Origin of the sequence: Nocardia seriolae NBRC 15557 (assembly GCF_007990715.1) — a bacterium.
Lineage (GTDB): Bacteria > Actinomycetota > Actinomycetes > Mycobacteriales > Mycobacteriaceae > Nocardia > Nocardia seriolae.
Map to the genome: position 1 here is coordinate 38,576 of NZ_BJWY01000036.1, position 16,287 is coordinate 54,862.

Annotated in this window: 18 protein-coding genes; 2 read left to right on the top strand and 16 right to left on the bottom strand. The window is 70.0% G+C overall.

What is annotated here, in order from left to right:
* Positions 1-3: 3 nt before the first annotated feature.
* The 15 genes from NS2_RS13875 to fabD form a co-directional block, all read right to left on the bottom strand.
* The gene (locus NS2_RS13875; protein WP_033087849.1) at positions 4-477 is read right to left on the bottom strand and encodes a DUF1772 domain-containing protein; all 474 of its coding nucleotides are present in this window, start codon (positions 475-477) and stop codon (positions 4-6) included.
* Positions 478-683: 206 nt separating this feature from the next.
* Complete coding sequence (locus NS2_RS13880; RefSeq protein ID WP_147207178.1) at positions 684-1,094, bottom strand: hypothetical protein; 411 nt, start codon at positions 1,092-1,094, stop codon at positions 684-686.
* Positions 1,084-2,091, bottom strand: coding sequence for an NADP-dependent oxidoreductase (locus tag NS2_RS13885; protein WP_147207179.1), 1,008 nt, complete (start codon positions 2,089-2,091; stop codon positions 1,084-1,086). Before NS2_RS13885 ends, NS2_RS13880 begins: the two co-directional genes overlap by 11 nt.
* Positions 2,088-2,795, bottom strand: coding sequence for a bifunctional 2-polyprenyl-6-hydroxyphenol methylase/3-demethylubiquinol 3-O-methyltransferase UbiG (gene ubiG, locus NS2_RS13890; protein ID WP_052086392.1), 708 nt, complete (start codon positions 2,793-2,795; stop codon positions 2,088-2,090). Before ubiG ends, NS2_RS13885 begins: the two co-directional genes overlap by 4 nt.
* Position 2,796: 1 nt before the next feature.
* A complete protein-coding gene (locus tag NS2_RS13895) occupies positions 2,797-4,011 on the bottom strand; it encodes an FAD-dependent oxidoreductase (RefSeq protein ID WP_033087847.1) in 1,215 nt (404 codons plus the stop codon).
* Positions 4,008-4,544, bottom strand: coding sequence for an ester cyclase (locus NS2_RS13900; RefSeq protein ID WP_081985904.1), 537 nt, complete (start codon positions 4,542-4,544; stop codon positions 4,008-4,010). Before NS2_RS13900 ends, NS2_RS13895 begins: the two co-directional genes overlap by 4 nt.
* Complete coding sequence (locus tag NS2_RS13905; RefSeq protein ID WP_045437541.1) at positions 4,531-5,670, bottom strand: 3-oxoacyl-ACP synthase III family protein; 1,140 nt, start codon at positions 5,668-5,670, stop codon at positions 4,531-4,533. Before NS2_RS13905 ends, NS2_RS13900 begins: the two co-directional genes overlap by 14 nt.
* Positions 5,671-5,681: 11 nt before the next feature.
* Entirely contained in the window at positions 5,682-8,279 is a 2,598-nt protein-coding gene (locus tag NS2_RS13910; RefSeq protein ID WP_197707913.1) for a beta-ketoacyl-[acyl-carrier-protein] synthase family protein, read from the bottom strand.
* Positions 8,280-8,297: 18 nt separating this feature from the next.
* Complete coding sequence (locus NS2_RS13915; RefSeq protein WP_033087846.1) at positions 8,298-9,572, bottom strand: beta-ketoacyl-[acyl-carrier-protein] synthase family protein; 1,275 nt, start codon at positions 9,570-9,572, stop codon at positions 8,298-8,300.
* On the bottom strand, positions 9,569-10,036 hold the full coding sequence (locus NS2_RS36785) for a 3-hydroxyacyl-ACP dehydratase FabZ family protein (protein WP_063864988.1): 468 nt from the start codon (positions 10,034-10,036) through the stop codon (positions 9,569-9,571). The genes NS2_RS13915 and NS2_RS36785 overlap by 4 nt, the downstream gene beginning before the upstream one ends.
* Positions 10,033-11,343 carry a beta-ketoacyl-[acyl-carrier-protein] synthase family protein gene (locus NS2_RS13925; RefSeq protein ID WP_045437538.1) on the bottom strand — a complete coding sequence of 437 codons (1,311 nt, stop codon included), beginning with the start codon at positions 11,341-11,343 and terminating at the stop codon, positions 10,033-10,035. Before NS2_RS13925 ends, NS2_RS36785 begins: the two co-directional genes overlap by 4 nt.
* A complete protein-coding gene (locus NS2_RS13930; RefSeq protein WP_033087845.1) occupies positions 11,343-11,792 on the bottom strand; it encodes a hotdog family protein in 450 nt (149 codons plus the stop codon). Before NS2_RS13930 ends, NS2_RS13925 begins: the two co-directional genes overlap by 1 nt.
* 37 nt (positions 11,793-11,829) lie before the next feature.
* Positions 11,830-12,555, bottom strand: coding sequence for an SDR family NAD(P)-dependent oxidoreductase (locus tag NS2_RS13935; RefSeq protein ID WP_261772283.1), 726 nt, complete (start codon positions 12,553-12,555; stop codon positions 11,830-11,832).
* A complete protein-coding gene (locus tag NS2_RS37445) occupies positions 12,453-13,037 on the bottom strand; it encodes an acyl carrier protein (RefSeq protein WP_261772282.1) in 585 nt (194 codons plus the stop codon). The genes NS2_RS13935 and NS2_RS37445 overlap by 103 nt, the downstream gene beginning before the upstream one ends.
* Positions 13,038-13,199: 162 nt before the next feature.
* Entirely contained in the window at positions 13,200-14,189 is a 990-nt protein-coding gene (gene fabD, locus NS2_RS13945) for an ACP S-malonyltransferase (RefSeq protein ID WP_197707914.1), read from the bottom strand.
* Positions 14,190-14,401: 212 nt separating this feature from the next.
* On the opposite strand from fabD, the gene NS2_RS13950 reads away from it, so the two are divergent.
* Complete coding sequence (locus NS2_RS13950) at positions 14,402-14,830, top strand: hypothetical protein (RefSeq protein WP_106852386.1); 429 nt, start codon at positions 14,402-14,404, stop codon at positions 14,828-14,830.
* A gap of 289 nt (positions 14,831-15,119) precedes the next feature.
* Here NS2_RS13950 and NS2_RS13955 read toward each other — a convergent pair whose 3' ends face one another.
* Positions 15,120-15,656 carry a hypothetical protein gene (locus tag NS2_RS13955; protein ID WP_147207181.1) on the bottom strand — a complete coding sequence of 179 codons (537 nt, stop codon included), beginning with the start codon at positions 15,654-15,656 and terminating at the stop codon, positions 15,120-15,122.
* A gap of 51 nt (positions 15,657-15,707) precedes the next feature.
* Here NS2_RS13955 and NS2_RS13960 point away from each other — a divergent pair, with 51 nt between their 5' ends.
* Positions 15,708-16,271 carry a hypothetical protein gene (locus NS2_RS13960; RefSeq protein WP_036548221.1) on the top strand — a complete coding sequence of 188 codons (564 nt, stop codon included), beginning with the start codon at positions 15,708-15,710 and terminating at the stop codon, positions 16,269-16,271.
* Positions 16,272-16,287: the final 16 nt, after the last annotated feature.

Below are 16,287 nucleotides of genomic sequence, written 5' to 3' on the forward strand. Positions count from 1 at the left end.
CCATTACATGGATAGCGCCGCGAGAAACAGTGCGACCAGCGCAATGCCCTGGAGAATGACGCGCACGACGATGACGCTGTCCCAGGTGCGCTGCATCTCCCGGACGTCGGCCGGGACCCGATCGGCGATGACCGCGGCGGTGAGCTCCTTGTTGACCGGGGCACTGATCCGCGCGTAGATGCCGAGCCAGACCGCCAGGGCCGCCACCGCCAGCGCCGCGAGGAAGCCCGCGGCCGCGCGGCCGTCGAGAAACGCGATGCCGGTGGCGACGACCGCGGCGAACACCCCGGCCGCGCCCGGGATGGGCATGCGCTTGTCGGCGACCTCGTGGATGCGGCCGGTGACCGCGGCCAGGGCGCGGTCGTCGAGGCGGGCGAAGGCCGAGCGCAGCACCAGGGCGCAGAAAAAATCGGTGCCGTAGACGACCGCGGTCGTCAGAATTGAAATACCAATGGCTGACTGAAATAAGACTTCCATGTGCAAATCCTTAGCGAATTACCAAGGGCAAGAAACGGTTTCGGCCGTACCCGCGCCTCGACGTTGTTGGTGATCATCGTTTCACACCGTCGTGACGATTATGTTCCACCCTGTGGGGCAACGCCTTTTATCGGAATGTGATTGTGGCGATGGCCAGTTTCCGCCCGGTGACCGTTGTGATCGGTTATGGGGCAGTGGATCGTTCGCTACTCCCGCAAAGTGGCGGCAACCAGAATTCCGCCGCCCAGCCCCGCCGCCGTGAGCAGCTCCCAGGCGTCGGGCGGCCCGGTGATGCCCAGGCGTCCGCGCTTATTCAGGGTGACCGTGGCATCCACGAGTTCGAGCGCGACGCCGAGCACGAACCAGTGCCGCACCGGATGCCCGCGCCGCAGCGACCACACGGTGCCGAGCCCGATCACCACGTCGCGGGTGCCGAACGCGCGGGTCGGCAGCGAGGACGCGGTCTCGTCGTACTCGCCGGACCAGGATTTCGAGACGGTCGCCGGTCGGGTGAGCATGCCGGTCCCGATCGCGATCCGGGCCAGCGCCTGGGACCACGCCAGCTGCCGGACCAGAGCCTGGATCCGGCGGTCGGCAAGCATCGAATTACAGTTCATCGCAGGGGTTTTCCTCTTCGTGGTCTAATCCGTCGGTCCCATCGGCAACCCCGTCCATCGCGCAGGCGACCTCGTCGACGGCGACCACCACCTTGCCGCGGGCGTGCCCGCCCTGACTGAGCAGATGCGCCTGCGCGGCATCGCGCAAAGGGAAGATCGCGCCCACCGGCACCCGGAACACGCCCTTGGCCGCCAGCGCCGCGACCACCGGCAGGTCACCGGTGTCGGGCCGGGTGAACACGTACGCGCCACCGAGCTCGCGGGCCTTGGGATCGACCACCGAGGCGAAGCGGCCGTGCGGGCCCAGCAGCGGCAGTACCGTGCGCTGAATGCGCTTGCCGACCGCGTCTAGCAGCACATCGACTCCGCCCGGGGCCAGGGCGCGCACCGAATCTGCGAGTCCCGCAGTGTAATTCACCGGTTCCGCGCCCAGTTCCCGCAGGAACTCGTGGTTGCGCTCCCCGGCCGTGCCGATCACCCGCGCGCCCAGGTGCACCGCCAGTTGCACCGCCACGCTGCCGACGCCACCGGCCGCGCCGTGGATCAGCACCGTCTCGCCGCGCCGCACATCCAGCACCCGGACCAGCGCCTGATAGGAGGTGAGGGCGGCCAGCGGCATGGCGGCGGCCTCGGCCCAGCCGAGGTTCGGCGGCTTGAGCGCCAGCGCGCGCACCGGGGCGGGCATCACCTCGGCGAAGCTGCCGCGGCTCAGATAGTCCTCGCGCACGCAGCCGACGACCTCGTCGCCCGGGGCGAATTCGGTGACGCCGATACCGATCTCGCGCACCACCCCGGAGACGTCCGCGCCCGGGACGATGGGGAAGACGGTGTCGGCGAAGGGGTCCAGATAGCCCTCGCGTGCCTTCCAGTCGATCGGATTGACCGCGGCGGCCTTGACGTCGAGCAGCACCCCGTCCAGGGCCATCTTCGGCACCGGCAGTTCGCCGTATTCGAGCACCGAGGCGTCGCCGTAGTGCCGGTAGAAGACCGCCTTCACGAGCGCACCGCCGCGCCGATATAGGTCGAGGACAGGTCGGGGGTGGTGAACACGATCAGGTCGCCGTCGCGCTTCTTGCCGAGAATGGTCAGCCCGCGCTGCTTGGCGAGCGGGGTCAGACCGGCCGCGTCGAGGTGGCGGGCCAGCTCGGCGGGCCTGATGAACATGCGGTGATGGTGGGTGCCGCGGGCCACCATGCCGGTGAGGTACTCGGGAATCCAGATCATGACGATGCGGGCCAGCAGTGTGCGATTGATGGTGTCGTAGCAGAAGATTCCGCCGGGTTTGAGCACCCGCGCGATCTCGCGCACCGACTGGGCGGGATCGTCGACGTGTTCGAGGACGTCCACGCAGGTGACGACATCGAAGGTGGCGTCGGGGTAGGGCAGGGACTCGGCGCGGCCGACGGTGTAGTCGATGGATCTGCCGGTGGCCTCGGCGTGCGCGCGGGCGGCGGCGACCAACCGGTCGGAGGGATCCATGCCGCTCACCACCGCGCCGCGCCCGGCCAGGTATTCGGTGGTGAAGCCGCCGCCGCAGCCGACGTCGAGAACCCGCTTGCCGGACCAGTTCTCGACGAATCGATCGAAGTACTCGAAGCGCGGGCGCTGGAACGAGGTGAGCCCCTTCATGGCGGAGTCGTCGTCCCACCAGGATTCGGCGAAGTCGCCGAAGAAGTCGCTCTCGGTTTGCGATTGCTTCATGTCAGACACCGTCTTTCAGCACTGGTGCGGTCGGTTCGGGTGCACGCCAGCGGGTGGCGTAGGCGATCTGGTCGCGTTCGGCGATCCGGAAGACGAGCCACGGCCACACCGCGCGCATGCCGAGTTCCCGCAGGCGGATGAGCAGCGGGTTTTCCAGCGCGCCCAGGCGGCCGATGCGCCACGCCACCTTCTGGAGCCCGGCGGTGCGGGCGCGGCGCTGTTTCTCATAGCGGCGCAACGCTGTTGCCGGGTCGGCGGCGTCCAGCTCCTCGGCCAGCACCAGGGCGTCCTCGAGGGCCTGGCAGGCGCCCTGGCCGATATTGAAGGTGATCGGGTGGGCGGCATCGCCGAGCAGCGTCACCCGGCCCGATCCCCAGCGACTGTCCGGCGGCCGGTCCAGCACGTCGCCGCGGATGATGGCCTCGCGCGGGGTGGCGGCCAGAATCTCGGCGACCGGCGGCATCCAGCCGCGATGGCGTTGGGCCAGTAGCTCTCTGGGATCGCCGTCGTCGTGGCCGCCGGGCGCGCCGTTGGCGACGCTCATCCAGTGCACGACGCCGGGGGCGACATCGTAGAAGGTGAATCGGGTGCCGGGTCCGAACAGTGCGTAGAAGGTGCCGGGCGGGATCCGTTCGTGGCGCAGTTCGGCTTTGCCGCGCCAGGCGATGTATCCGGTGTAGCGGGGTCGGCGCAGGCCCAGCAGTCCGGTGCGGATCGTGCCGTTGATGCCGTCCGCGCCGATCAGGACGTCGCCGCGAATCTGCTCGCCACCCTCCAGCTCGACGGTGACCCCGGATTCGTCCTGCGTGAACCCGACCACCCCTGCCCCCGTGCGGATCTCGGTGCCGTCGGGGAAGTCGGAGACCGCCGCGGTCAGTATCCGATGCAGCACCGACCGTTCGACCGCGATGGTCGGGCAGCCGTACTTCTCGACGAACTCGCCGACCGGCCAGGCTCCGAAAAGCGTTCCGCGCCAGGTCCCGAAGTGGGTGATCCGCTGGATCGGGGCGGTCTCGAGCACCTCGTCGAGCACACCGAGCCGTTGCAGCGCGATGGTGCCGTTGGTCCAGATGTGGAGTCCGGCACCGCCGTCGCGCAGTTCGGTGGCGCGCTCGTAGACGCGAACCCGGATGCCGCGCTGCCGCAACGCCAGTGCGGCGGCCAGTCCGCCGATGCCGCCGCCCGCGATGAGCACGGTCAGGGGCCCGTCGGTCACGGCCGATCCGTTCCGGTCAGCGCGGCCGCGGTCGCCGCCAGCTCGGCCAGATCCATGCCGCCGCCGCGGCGGCGGCCCTTGCGGGCCAGCGCGCCCGACATGAGCCAGCCCAGGCCCAGCGCCTCCAGCATGGAGGATTCGACGCCGATGCCCCAGCGTTCCTCGATCAGGCCGTTCGCCAGCCGCCACACCACCACGCCGTGGAATTCGATGGCCTCGCCGGTGGGGTCCATGCCGAGGAATTCACCGGTGAAGGTGCCGCGCCAGGTGTTGTGGATGACCACGTAGTCGGCATGTGCGCTCAGCGCCTCGATGGTGACGTGCAGATCCGGAAAGCCCTGGCGCAGAACGGCAATGGTGTATTTGACGCCCTCGGAGCCGTCAGGCGCACCCGGCAGCGGTTGATGGTCGACCATGGCGGGGGAGTAGATCTCGTCGACCACGGAGAAGTCGCCGCGGTTGACGAACTCGTCGAAGACGCGGCGGATGATGCGGGCGTTGGCCTCCGGGGTACCCGGTTCAGGCGTCGACATGGGTGATCTCCTCCCCGGAAACGGTGGGCGCGGCGGCCTCCCAGCGCAGTGACAGCCCGGCGTACAGGTAGCGGCTGGCCTCCACGGCCAGCAGCAGCACCCGGTCCCCGGGCCGGACGCGGCCGCTCACCCAGCCCTCGTCGAGGGCCAGCGGCACGGCCGCCGAGCCGGTCGCGCCGACGGTGGCGAGGTTCTCCACGATGTTCTCGGCCAGTACCGCCTGATCCTCGGGAGAGACTCCGGCGGCGTCGAATTCGGCGGTGAAGTAGTCGGCATTGCCCTCGGGCAGCACGCAGGCGTCGATCTCGGCGACGGTGAGGCCGGTGCGGGCCAGCATGTCCTTCATGCCCGCCACGAAGACCTGCGGCCCGAAGGTGGCGGTCCCGTTGACATCCAGCTTCATCTCCACCAGGCGCGTGCGTTTCGCCTGCTCGAACACCGGCGCGTGGGTGCCGCCGCCGAGGATCTGCATGCCGGGTTTGCGGTCACCGCCCAGACAGGCGGTGGCGAACCGGAATTCGCCGTCGGGATCCGCGCTGCCCGGTTCGCCGGCGCGCAACACCACGGCCCCGGCCCCGTCGCCGAAGGAGTTGATGACCAGCCGATCGCGCATGCGCACCAGGTCGGGATCCAGGCCCAGGTACATCGGGACCAGCAGCGGGGAGATCGCCTCCGCGCCGATCACGACGGCCGTGCGGTAGGTGCCGTCGGCGAGCATGCGGCGCGCGTAATCCAGCCCCTGCACGAAACCCGTACAGGCGGCGCGGAATTCGATGGCGGCGCAGTGCGCGAGCCCGAGCTGTTCCTGCACGTAGGTGACCGCCGCGGGTAGCTGGTACTCGGGGCTGGCGGAGGACACCACCAGCAGATCGATCTCCGCCGGATCGATGTCGGCGCGGGCCAGGGCGCGCCGTGCGGCGGTGGTGGCCATGGCGGAGGTGCCGGTGGTGTGGCGTCCGGTGTCGGGTTCGATCATCCAATGGCGTTGCCGCACTTGGATGTTGTCCAGGACCTCGGCGGGCAGGGTGCCGCACAGACGCTCGAGGGTGGCATTGTCGATCGGGTCGCCGGGCAGGAAGGAACCGGTGGCCAGGATCGAGACGTGGCGTGGACCGGGAGCGGTCATGGTGTCTCCGTTCAGGATTCGAGGGGTGCTGCGGCGGGGTGACGCAGCACGAAACTGGTGTGAGTGCCGCCCAGCGAGGAAGCGTTGATCAGCGCCGGGCCCGGGTCGCCGCCGCGCGCCCAGGCGGTGAGGGCCAGGGCGGCGGCCAGCTGCGCGCCCGCGCCGATCGGATCGCCGAGGACCCGCTTGGGCTCGTGCCGAACGCAATTCGCGCCCGGGCCGAGGCGATCGATGGCTCGCCGCTCCGGGCCGTCCACCACGGGCAGGCCCGCCGCCGCGGTCCAGATCGCCGCCAGCTCGGCGGGATCCACCGCCGCGGCGGCGAGGGCATCGCGCATGGCCCGCTCGATCCCGTGGCCGCGTGCGTCCCAGCGGGCTATGCCGAGCGCATCGGAGGCGGTGGCGTAGCCCGCGAGGATCGCCAGGGGAGTGGCGCCGCGCGCGCGTGCCGTCGAGGCTCGTTCCAACAGCAGGGTGACGCTGCCCTCGGCGAGGCGGAAGTCGCGTCCGTGGCGGCCGGTGAACAATCCCGCGCCGCGGTACGCGTCCAGGGCGTAGGGCGAGAGTTCGTCCGCGCCGGTACACAACACCGCGTCCGCGCGCCCGGCGCGCAACAGGTCGAACGCGGTTCCGAGCGCGGCGGCACCGGCGGCATGGCCGGAGGTCAGGGTGGAGGTCGGGCCCTTCGCGCCCAGCACCATCGCGACCTGGCCCGCCGCGGCATTGAAGACGGTATTGGGGAAAATGGCCGGATTGCCTTGCAGCGGACCACCGGCCACCGTCGGCTCGAAGAACCGCGAGATGCTGCTCATCGGCCCGATACCGGTGCCGAGCACCACACCCACACTCTCATCGGCGGTCAGCCCGGCCGCGGAGAGCGCCTGTGCGCTGGTCGCCACCGCCAACTGCCCGAGGCGGTCCATGCGCCTGCGCACTTTCGCCGCGATTGCGACCCCCGGATCGGTCGCCACGCGCGCCAGCCGCAATCCCTTGTGCGACTCGGCCGCCCCGGCACCACCCTGCCAGGCGGCCCACAGCTGCTCGGCGTCGGTGGCAGGGCCGATGAGCACACCGATGCCGGTGACGACGACCTCGTCGACATCACCGGCGTGGTCGACCTTCTCGGCGCGGTTGGTTTCATCGGCGCGGTCGGTCGTGTCGGCTGCCTCGGTCCGGCCGTCTCCCCTGCCGGGCATGGACCCGGGCCGCGCGCTGTCCGGTCGGCCGTACACGACACAGGCATTGGCTCCGGCGAAGGCGAAATTGTTCGATGCTGCCACCCGCATGGGCAGGGCGCGTGCAGCATTCGGCGCCGGATCCAGTCCGCAGGCCGGGTCGGTCTCGGTGAAACCGGCTGTCGGGGGGATCATTTCGTCGCGCAGGCCGAGGATGGTCACGATGGCCTCGACCGCGCCGGCCGCGCCGAGCAGGTGGCCGATCATGGATTTGGTGCTGCTGAGCACCACGTCCCGCGCGGCCTCACCCAGTGCGGCGCGCACGGCATTGCTTTCGGCCGAGTCGTTTTTGGGTGTTCCGGTGCCGTGGCCGTTGATGTAGGGTACCTCGGCGGGGGTGAGGTCGGCGCTGTCGATGGCGGCTCGGATGGCGCGGGCCGCGCCCGCGCCCTGCGGGTGCGGGGCGGTGGCGTGGTAGCCGTCGGCGGACATGCCGTAGCCGAGCACCTCGGCGACGATCGGCGCACCCGCCGCCAGCGCGACCTCGGCGGCGGCCAATACCAGCATGCCCGCGCCGAGCGAAAGGCCGTCGCGGTCACGGGAATACGGGCGGGCCGGGCGCGCGGACAACGACTCCACGCTGTTGAAGCCGTAGTAGGCCATCTCGCTGAGCGCGTCGCTGCCGCCGACCAACATGGCGTCGGCGCGCCCGGCTCGGATCTGCTCGACCGCGTGGGCCAGGGCATGGGCGCTGGACGCGCACGCCGTATTCACCGACAGCACCGGACCTTTGAGCCCGAACGCCGCGCTGAGCGCCTCGGCGCAGAACTGCGGCGGCACCAGCAGCAGGTGCCGGTCGTCGCCCAGCCTGAGTTCCTCCACACCGACCGTGCGACCGACATCGACCGCGCGGCGCACCGCCTTCTCCGCGCTGCGAATCCCGGCGTTGCAGCTGCCGAATGCCACGCCCCATCGGTGCGCGGGCAGGGCGTCGGGGCGGGGCGGCGCGCCGTCCTCCAGGACGCCCAGTCCCGCACCGGCCATGGCCTCTTCGGCGGCGATGAGGGCGTAGTCGATGGCTGGTTCGGGGTCGATGAGGCCGAGCGGGCTCAGATAATCGTATTTGGGGCGAGGGGAGTCGAGGATCTCGCCGCCGATCGCGGCGGGCAGTCCGGGGACGGTGAACTCGCGCAGCGGCCGGATCGCCACCTCGCCGCCGCGCACCCGCTGCCACAGCTCCTCCGCCCCCGCCCCGTGCGCGGTGATCGCGCCGAGCGAGGTGATCACGATGCGCCGGTGCGGCGCGGATCCATGGGTTCCGCGCAACGCCGGGGTTTCAGCCGGGGCCGGGGTTTCGGGCAAGGTCGGGGCCGCTCGCATCGCCGGGGCGTCGTGCATGGCCGGGGTTTCGTGCTTGGCGGGGGTTTCGTGCATGGCCGGGAGTCCTGTCGGTCAGTTCGAGCGGGTGAGGGTGAGCGCCACGGCCTGGCCCTCCAGGCCGCGGGCCAGGGCCAGGGCCACGCGCGGCCGGGCGTCCCGGGCCGCGCCGGCGACGATGTCCAGATCGCAACCGGGGGCGGGGGTTTCGTGATTGGCCGTGCCGGGCACCACGCCGGAGTTCAGGGCCAGCGCGGCGAACGCGGCATTGAGCGCGCCCGCACCGCCCACCAGGTGGCCGGTCTGGGGTTTGACGCTGGTCACCGCGGCCTGCTCGGCGTTGAGGCCGAGTGCTGAGCGCAGGGCCCGTACTTCGCTGGTGTCGCCGAGCGCGGTCGCACAGCCGTGGGAGAGCACACAATCCGGGGCCGCGGCATCGGCATCGGACAGGGATGCCGCGATGGCGCGGGCCAGTCCCCGGCCGTCGGGATCCGAGGCGGGTGCGCGCACGCAGTCGTTGCCCATGCCGTAGCCCGCGAGTTCGGCGTAGCAGTGCGCGCCGCGCCGCAGCGCTCGATCGCGGTCCTCGAGTACCAGGATGGCCGCGCCGTCACCGATGACGGAGCCGCTGTGGTCTCGGTCGAAGGGCCGGAATGCCTTGGTATCCAGGTCGTTTCGTGGGGAGAGGACGCCGAGGCCGTCCAGTTTGGCCATGGCCCACCAGTTGGTGGCGTCGTCGTAGCCGCCCGCGACGGCGATATCGGCCTCGCCGCGCCGGATGGCGCGCATGGCGCGGCCGATGGCGGTGGCCCCGGAATCGGCCGCGCCCGCGTAGAAGGCATTGGGTCCGCGCAGGCCGAACAGCGAGGAGATGTGATAGGTCCCGCCGTTCTGCAAACCCTCCACGTAGGCCAGCGGCGGCACGATCGAGCGGGCCAGCTCGCCGAGCCTGCGCATGTCCGGTGCGCCGTCCGCGCCGCGGATGGCGGCCATATCGGCGATGGAGTCGTCGCGCTGGCAGATGTCCTTGTTCCCACCGAGATACAGGCCCGTGCGGGGGCCGAGGTCGCGCTGTTCGAGGCCCGCGTCGCGCAGCGCGAGGGTGGCGGCGGCTACGCCGTACTGGTCGCCGCGGGTGGAGGTGCGCATGGATCGAAGGGACAGGAACTCGGCCGGATCGAAGTCCGGGATCTCCGCACCGAGCCGGGTCCGCAGCGGAGACGGGTCGTAAGCGCGCAGCGGTCCGACGGCGGTGCGGCCCGCCACCAGCGCCGACCAGGTTGCGCTCGCGCCCTCGCCGAGGGCGGTGATCAGGCCGATGCCGGTGATCACGACGCGCCGCGCGGTCACGAATTCACCTCGGCGGCAGGGCTGTTCGCCGTGACGAAATCCATGCTCGGTCCCCGCGTCAGGCGCAGGAGGCGGATGGCGGCTGCCGTCTTTCCCTCGACGGTGGCAGTGGCGCACCATAGCGATGCCGCCGGATCTGTTCCCGGACCGGCTGTTTCGACAATGAGGCGCACTTGATCGCCGGGTGTGATGAAGCGGCGGAAGCGCATTCCCTCCGCGGCGCGCAGCCGCAGCAGGGGATCATCGGCCGCGAGCACCGCCAGCGCGATCAGGCTCTCGGTCAGCAGCACTCCGGGCAGGATCGGGCGGCGGGGGAAATGGCTGTCGAAGAACGGGAGGGTGCCGGTCACGTTGAGCAGGGCCTCGGCCCGAACTCCGGTGTGCACTTCGATGATTCGATCGAATCCCGGGGTACCCATGCTCGCGGTCGGCAGGTCGGCGGGTGCGGTGGAGGACACGGTCATGGCTGCTCCCGGGGTGCGCCCACCACGAGGCAGGTATTGGAACCGCCGAACGCGAGGGCATTGATCATGGCCGCGCGCACCGGCATCCGGCGTGCGCGATGGGGTACGTAGTCGAGATCCAGGGCCCGATCCGGGGTGTCGAGATTGATGGTGGGCGGCACCACCGAATCCCGGATCGCGCCCAGCGCCGCCAGCAGGTTCAGCGCCGCGGCCCCGGCGGTGAGGTGCCCGGCCATGGACTTGGGTGAGGACACCACCAGCCGGTAGGCGTCGTCACCGAACACCTTCTTGATGGCCCGGGTCTCGGAGACGTCGTTGCCCGGGGTGCTGGTTCCGTGCGCGGCGATGTAGTCGATATCGGCTGTCCCCAAACCGGATTCGGTCAGCGCGGACTCCATGGCCTCGATCGCGCCCGCACCGTCGGGCGGTGAGTCGGTGATGCGCCAGGCGTTCATGGTGGACCCGTAGCCGAGCAGCTCGCCCAGGATCGGCGCGCCGCGCTCGAGCGCGCAGGCCAGGTCCTCGAGGACGAACGCCACCGCGCCCTCGCCGATGACGAACCCGCTGCGGTCGGCGTCGAAGGGGCGCGAGGCGGCGGCCGGATTGTCGTTGTAGCGGTCGGTCATCGCGCCCAGCAGCCCGAAGCCGAGGATGTCGGCCCAGGTGGTGAGCGAGTCGTAGCCGCCCGCCACCATCATGCGGGCATCGCCGTCCTGGATCAGCCGGAAGGCCTCGCCCAGGGCGTGTCCGGATCCGGCGCAGGCGGTGTGGATGCCCACCATCGGACCGGTCGCGCCGGTCAGCCGCACCATGGCGTTGAGGGCCACGTTCTGGTTGCCGGTCAGCGTCGCGGACGGCGCGGGCCGCACGAACGCATCGGATCTTCCTGTCCTGGAACGCTCTTCTGCGACGCGCAGCACCATGGCCAGGTCGGGGCGGCCCACGCTCGCGCCCATGGCGACACCCCGGTCGGCCGCCGGATACCGCGCGTGCAGCGGGTCGAGGCCCGCCGAGCGCAGCGCCTCACCGACCGCTGCGAGGCCGAAGAGTCCCGGGCGCGAGACCCAGCGGCGGTCGGCGGTGTCCGGAATGGCGGTGTCCGGATCGAAGGAGTCCGGGACCAGTCCGGCGATCCGGACCGGGAAGGTGGTGCAGTCGAAGGTGGTCAGTTTCCCGATCGCATTGCGGCCCGCCACCAGACCGGCCCAGGTGGACGGCGCGTCCACCCCGAGCGGGGTGACCGCGCCGACGCCGGTCACCGCCACCCGGCGGCGTCCGGCCGCGTCGGTGAACTCGTTCGTGCCCATCAGACCAGCTCCTGCCCGAGCAGATGGCGGGCCATGCGCTCGGTATCGGCCGGATCGTCGAGCCGGTCGGCCTCGATGAGCGCGCACATGATGTTGCGGGCGTCCATGATTCGCTCGCCCTCGACCTCGATCCAGCCGTCCACCACGGCGGCCTCCGGCGTCGCGTGCACCACCTTCGCGGTCATGCGCAGCACGTCACCGGGCACCGCGTCGCGGTACATGGTCACCTCGCCGACGGTGAGCAGCGCCGCGCGTTTCGTATGCGCCGAGCTGAGCAGCACCAGCCAGGCCCCGGCCTGGCACAGCGCCTCCAGGGCCAGGCCGAAGGGCAGCACCGGGCCGGTGGCGGACGGCTGCCAGACCTGCTCGTAGACCGAGGTGAGTTTGCGAGCCGTGATGTGCTGCAACGGTTCCCAGGACTCGATTCGGTCGATGAGATGAAATCGCATGGCAGTCACGTCCTTTCCGATTCAGTGGGCCGGGAGTTCAGCGGGAGACCAGGCGGCCGTTGCTGAGCTGCACCGCGAGACCGCCGTCGACCCGCAGCAGTTCGCCGGTGACGTAGTCGGCGGCAGGTGAGGCCAGCCAGGCCACCGCCTCCGCGACCTGCTGCACATCGCCGTAGCGGCGCATCGGGACATGGGTGCGGCCGCGGCCGTTGTCGCGTTGCAGCAGATCGCCGATGAGATCGGTCGGAATCACGCCGCCGAGAACGGCATTCACCCGTACGCCGAACCGGGCCATCTCCACCGCGCAGGCCAGGGTCAGCGCGTTCATCGCGCCCTTGGAGGTGGAGTAGTTGGACTGGCCGGTGAGACCCTTCTCGCCCATGATCGACGAGACGTTAACGATCGCGCCGTCGCCCTGGGACATCAGGTGCGCGGCCGCGGCGTGAGTGCAGTTGAACGCGCCGCCCAGGTTCACCTGGATGACCCGCCACCACTGCGCCGGATCCATGTCGTGTAGCAGGCCGTCGCGGGTGATGCCCGCGTTGTTGACCAGAATGTGCAAGCCGCCCAACTGGTCTCGGGTCTGCTCCACCAGATCGCGGGCCGCCGCGACATCGGAGACATCCGCGCCGATGGCCACCGCACGGCCACCGGCCGCCTCTATCTCGGCGACCACCTCGAGAGCCTCGTCCTTGTGGGAGCGGTAGTTGACGGCCACCGCCGCGCCGCGCCGCGCCAGAGTGGTGGCGACGGCCCGGCCGATGCCGCGCGACGCGCCGGTGACCAGCGCGACCCGGCCGGTGAAATCCTGTCCGGCCGACAGCAAGCGACCTCCTCCACCTCGGCCGGCGCGGCCGCGCGCTGGGCCACCAGATCGACCAGATTGCGCACGGTGACCAGGCCGAGCACCTGCTCACCGCGCAGCGGGCCGCTCAGGTTGCTCCGATCGAACTGGGGCAGCACCTTTTCCAGGTGTGCGAGGCCGATCTCGGAGACGATCTCGTTCTCGTCGCCGAACTCGTCGTCGGGGATGCCGCCCTGCAGCAGCTCCTGGACATCGGCGACCGCGATCTTGACCCCGGTGTCGCGGTGAATGCGGAACAGGATGTCGAGCAGGTCGATGGATTCCGCGCCCAGCTCGTCGATGAGGGTGGCGTCGAGGGTCACTTCCGATCGGTCGATGCCGAGGGCGTCGGCGATGGCGTCGATGACGGCGGGTGCGAAGTCGGTGCTGGTTTCGGGCATGGTGATCTTCCTTTTCCTCGGTGAGGGGTGTGGTCGCCGCCCCCGGGGCCCGGTGCGGCCGCGGGGGTGCTGGTGAGCGCGAGGCGTACTCGGCTTCGACTGAGACGTATTTGGTTCGGAGTCAGGAGTATTCGGTCGGAACTAGGCGTATTCCGCTGGTTATCAGGCGTATTCGGCGACCGCGGCGGCGATGCGGCGGGCGTCCTGGGTGCTGCGCACGGTGGCCGCTCCGACCATGCGATTGGCGAGGCCGGACAGCACGCGGCCGGGGCCGATCTCGAGGTAGTCGGTGCAGCCGAGTTCGGTGGCGGCGGCGATCACCTCGATCCAGCGGACCGGGGCGGTGAGCTGGCGGCGCAGCAGGTCGCGTGCCTGCTGGCCGGTCGAAACTGGGTGTGCGGTAACGGAACTGATCACCGTTGTGGTGGGGTTCCGGAAGTCGGCGAGGTGCAGGCCCGCCGCGAACCGCTCCTCCAGCTCGGCCATGAGCGAGCAGTGGAACGGTGCGCCGACCCGCAGCGCGACCAGTGAGTTCGCGCCCTCGGCACGCAACAGCTCGGTCGCGGCGGCCACCGCCTCGGCGGTGCCGGAGATTACCGACTGGTCTGGAGCGTTGTAGTTGGCGAGCTCGACCACCCCGCCGATGCCCGCGCAGATCTCCTCGATCCGGGCCGCGGGCACGCCCGCCACGGCGGTCATCGCGCCCGGCACCGCCGCCGCGATCTCGGCCATCAGCTCGCCCCGCAAACGCACCAGTGCCAGGGCGTCCGCGAGCTCGAGCACCCCGGCCGCGGCCAGCGCCGCGAATTCACCGAGGCTGTGCCCGGCCACCAGATCGGGCGTAAAGCCCTCGGCGCGAAGCACTTCGAAGGTCGCCAGCGCCGTGGCCAAGATCGCGGGTTGTGCGACCTCGGTGGCCCGCAACCGCTCCGCGTCCGCTTCGACGCACAGCTCCCGCAACGGCAGCCCCAGGCACTGCTCCGCGCTCTCGAACACCGCCCCCGCCGTACCGGGATGCTCCCGAATCAAATGGGCCGCCATGCCTTCCCGCTGCGAGCCCTGCCCGGGAAACATGGCCAGCACCCGCCGCCGCCCCTGATGGGCGGCCGCCCCAGCCTCCGCGTACTCCGCCGCGATCAGTTCGCCGTTCATGATGTCTTCCGATTCGTGCAGGCAGCCAAGGCCACCACGGTCCATCTCCCGAACGTCTCTGTCCGCGCCCCGAGTATGTGAACCCCGGCTTGAGCAGTCCTCGAGGAAAACCAAACACGCAGTATCGATCCCGCCGAGCCACGCGCACCGAACAGCTCAACCGGTGACGTCTCGTCAGTCATGACACAATTCTGTATCCAGGATTCGATGTGATGGACACCGTGCTCGAAACCGCGCCCTACACAACCGAATGCATCGCATGCGGGTCGCGGATCGAAGCCACGGTTGTCGAGGTTCTCGCAGCTGGCGCCCACCGATGGGACCTCGAAGGTAATTGCCCGGACTGCGGCAGCCACTGGAACGAATGCGGCTACGAAACACCGCTTGCCGGGATGCGCGCGGCGATCTTGGCGGCGAACGGTCTCGCGACCATGCATCTCGTTGGCGGCAACGTCACGCCCGCAGTGGTGATGCGCGCGCTTCGAACTGTGCGGACTCTGACCCTCATAGAGGCACGTGCCCTGGCCGACGAGCTCGGCAATCGAGGACTAGAAGGCACCCGGGTCGAGATGGAAGCCCTCGCAGCCCCTCTTCGCGCAGCCGGAGCGTCGATCCGTATCCAGTCCAGCGACGTCATGTGAACTATTCGGCCACCGGCACGTGCGGCCACCGCGACGGCCCCGAAAAGCCCCGGGGGGGCGTTGACCGGGCAGTCCCGGGTCACTGGGAGGGCGATCTGCTCTTCGGCAAAGGCATGTCCCCGGTCGTCACCCTGGTCGGACGCTCGACCCGGTTCCTGCTGCTGGTCGCGCTGCCCGAGGGCAAACGCGCCGATCTGGTCGCCGACGCTCTCGCCGCTCGCATCCTGACCCTGCCCGATGCCTTGCGCCGCACCCTGACCTGGGATCAGGGCGGGGCGCCTTCCTCGCATCAGTGGCTACGCCACCACTCCACCCGGCGGCCGACCGCCGCAGACAGAGTGTCGAGCCGGTCGATGGCCTTCGCGTCGATGAAGAGCAGTTCGAGCATGTCGTCGTTGTCGGCCGACTTGAATTCGGTGAGCTCGACCAGTGCGGTGCCGACTTGCATGCAACGATCACCGATCTCCTCCAGGAGTTTCTCGGCGATCTCGCTGCGCCACCATCCGGCCTGACGCAGCGGCGCCACGAAAGCCGGAACCCATTCCCACTCCAGCGATTCGGGGTGTGAAGCCAAGCCCTGAGGTCCGCGTCGGAGATCCGCGGGGTCAGCATTGCAATCGAGGTGAGCGGAGAGCGCCGGTCCGTCGTCGAACGGGGCCGGTCCGGTCAGCCAATGATTGAGCTCAGGCCGAGCAGATGCCTCCCACTCCGAGGGCGGAGTATCGAAGTCGTCGCCCGGCAGCCCGGCAGCAGCGCGTCGAACCGCGGCGATCAGCATCGGTCGGCCATGTAAGAGCCCGTCGGCCGCGTCGACGATCTCCTGCAAAACCACCTGCACCCGGCACCTCGGCCGTCTCCTTGCCCTAGGGTCGCGACGGTGGGTACCGATGGGCGTTACGAGACATACGAAGTCGATCTGTGGGAACGGTTGGCCACGTTGCTGCCGACCGTCGAGGATGTCGAGAGCTTTCGCGACTGCCGTGAGAGTGGTCATCAGGAAGCTGGGCTGTGGATGCTGATGCGGAGGCTGATCGAGGACCGAGTGCCCATCGGCGACCGAGTGCGCGCCGAGATCGAGGTGTTGGCCGAGCGCTGGGGTGAACGGCTGGCCCGGCACAGCGAAATCGCCTCATGTGTCAGGGATTCCGGAGACAGGGGCTCCATCCGTCTGCTGCCGGACGATCGCTCGACGCCGGTTGACCCAGCCCAGGTCGGCGTTGCCGACTCCGTCATGGCGGGCCTGGTCGTTGTTCCGTGGCTCGAATGCGTGCGATGCGGTCGAGTGCTGGCGCGGGTCCACACGCGGGAACCGTGGGGAGAATTGAGTTATCTGGCTGCCTACTACGTCATCTGGCATCACACCGCATCGGGCAACGAACCTCGGATCTTCGCCGAGCCCGACCTGTACGGTGCCTTCGAATTGCTGGTGGCGTGCTGTTGATCCGTCGGCTAGTACT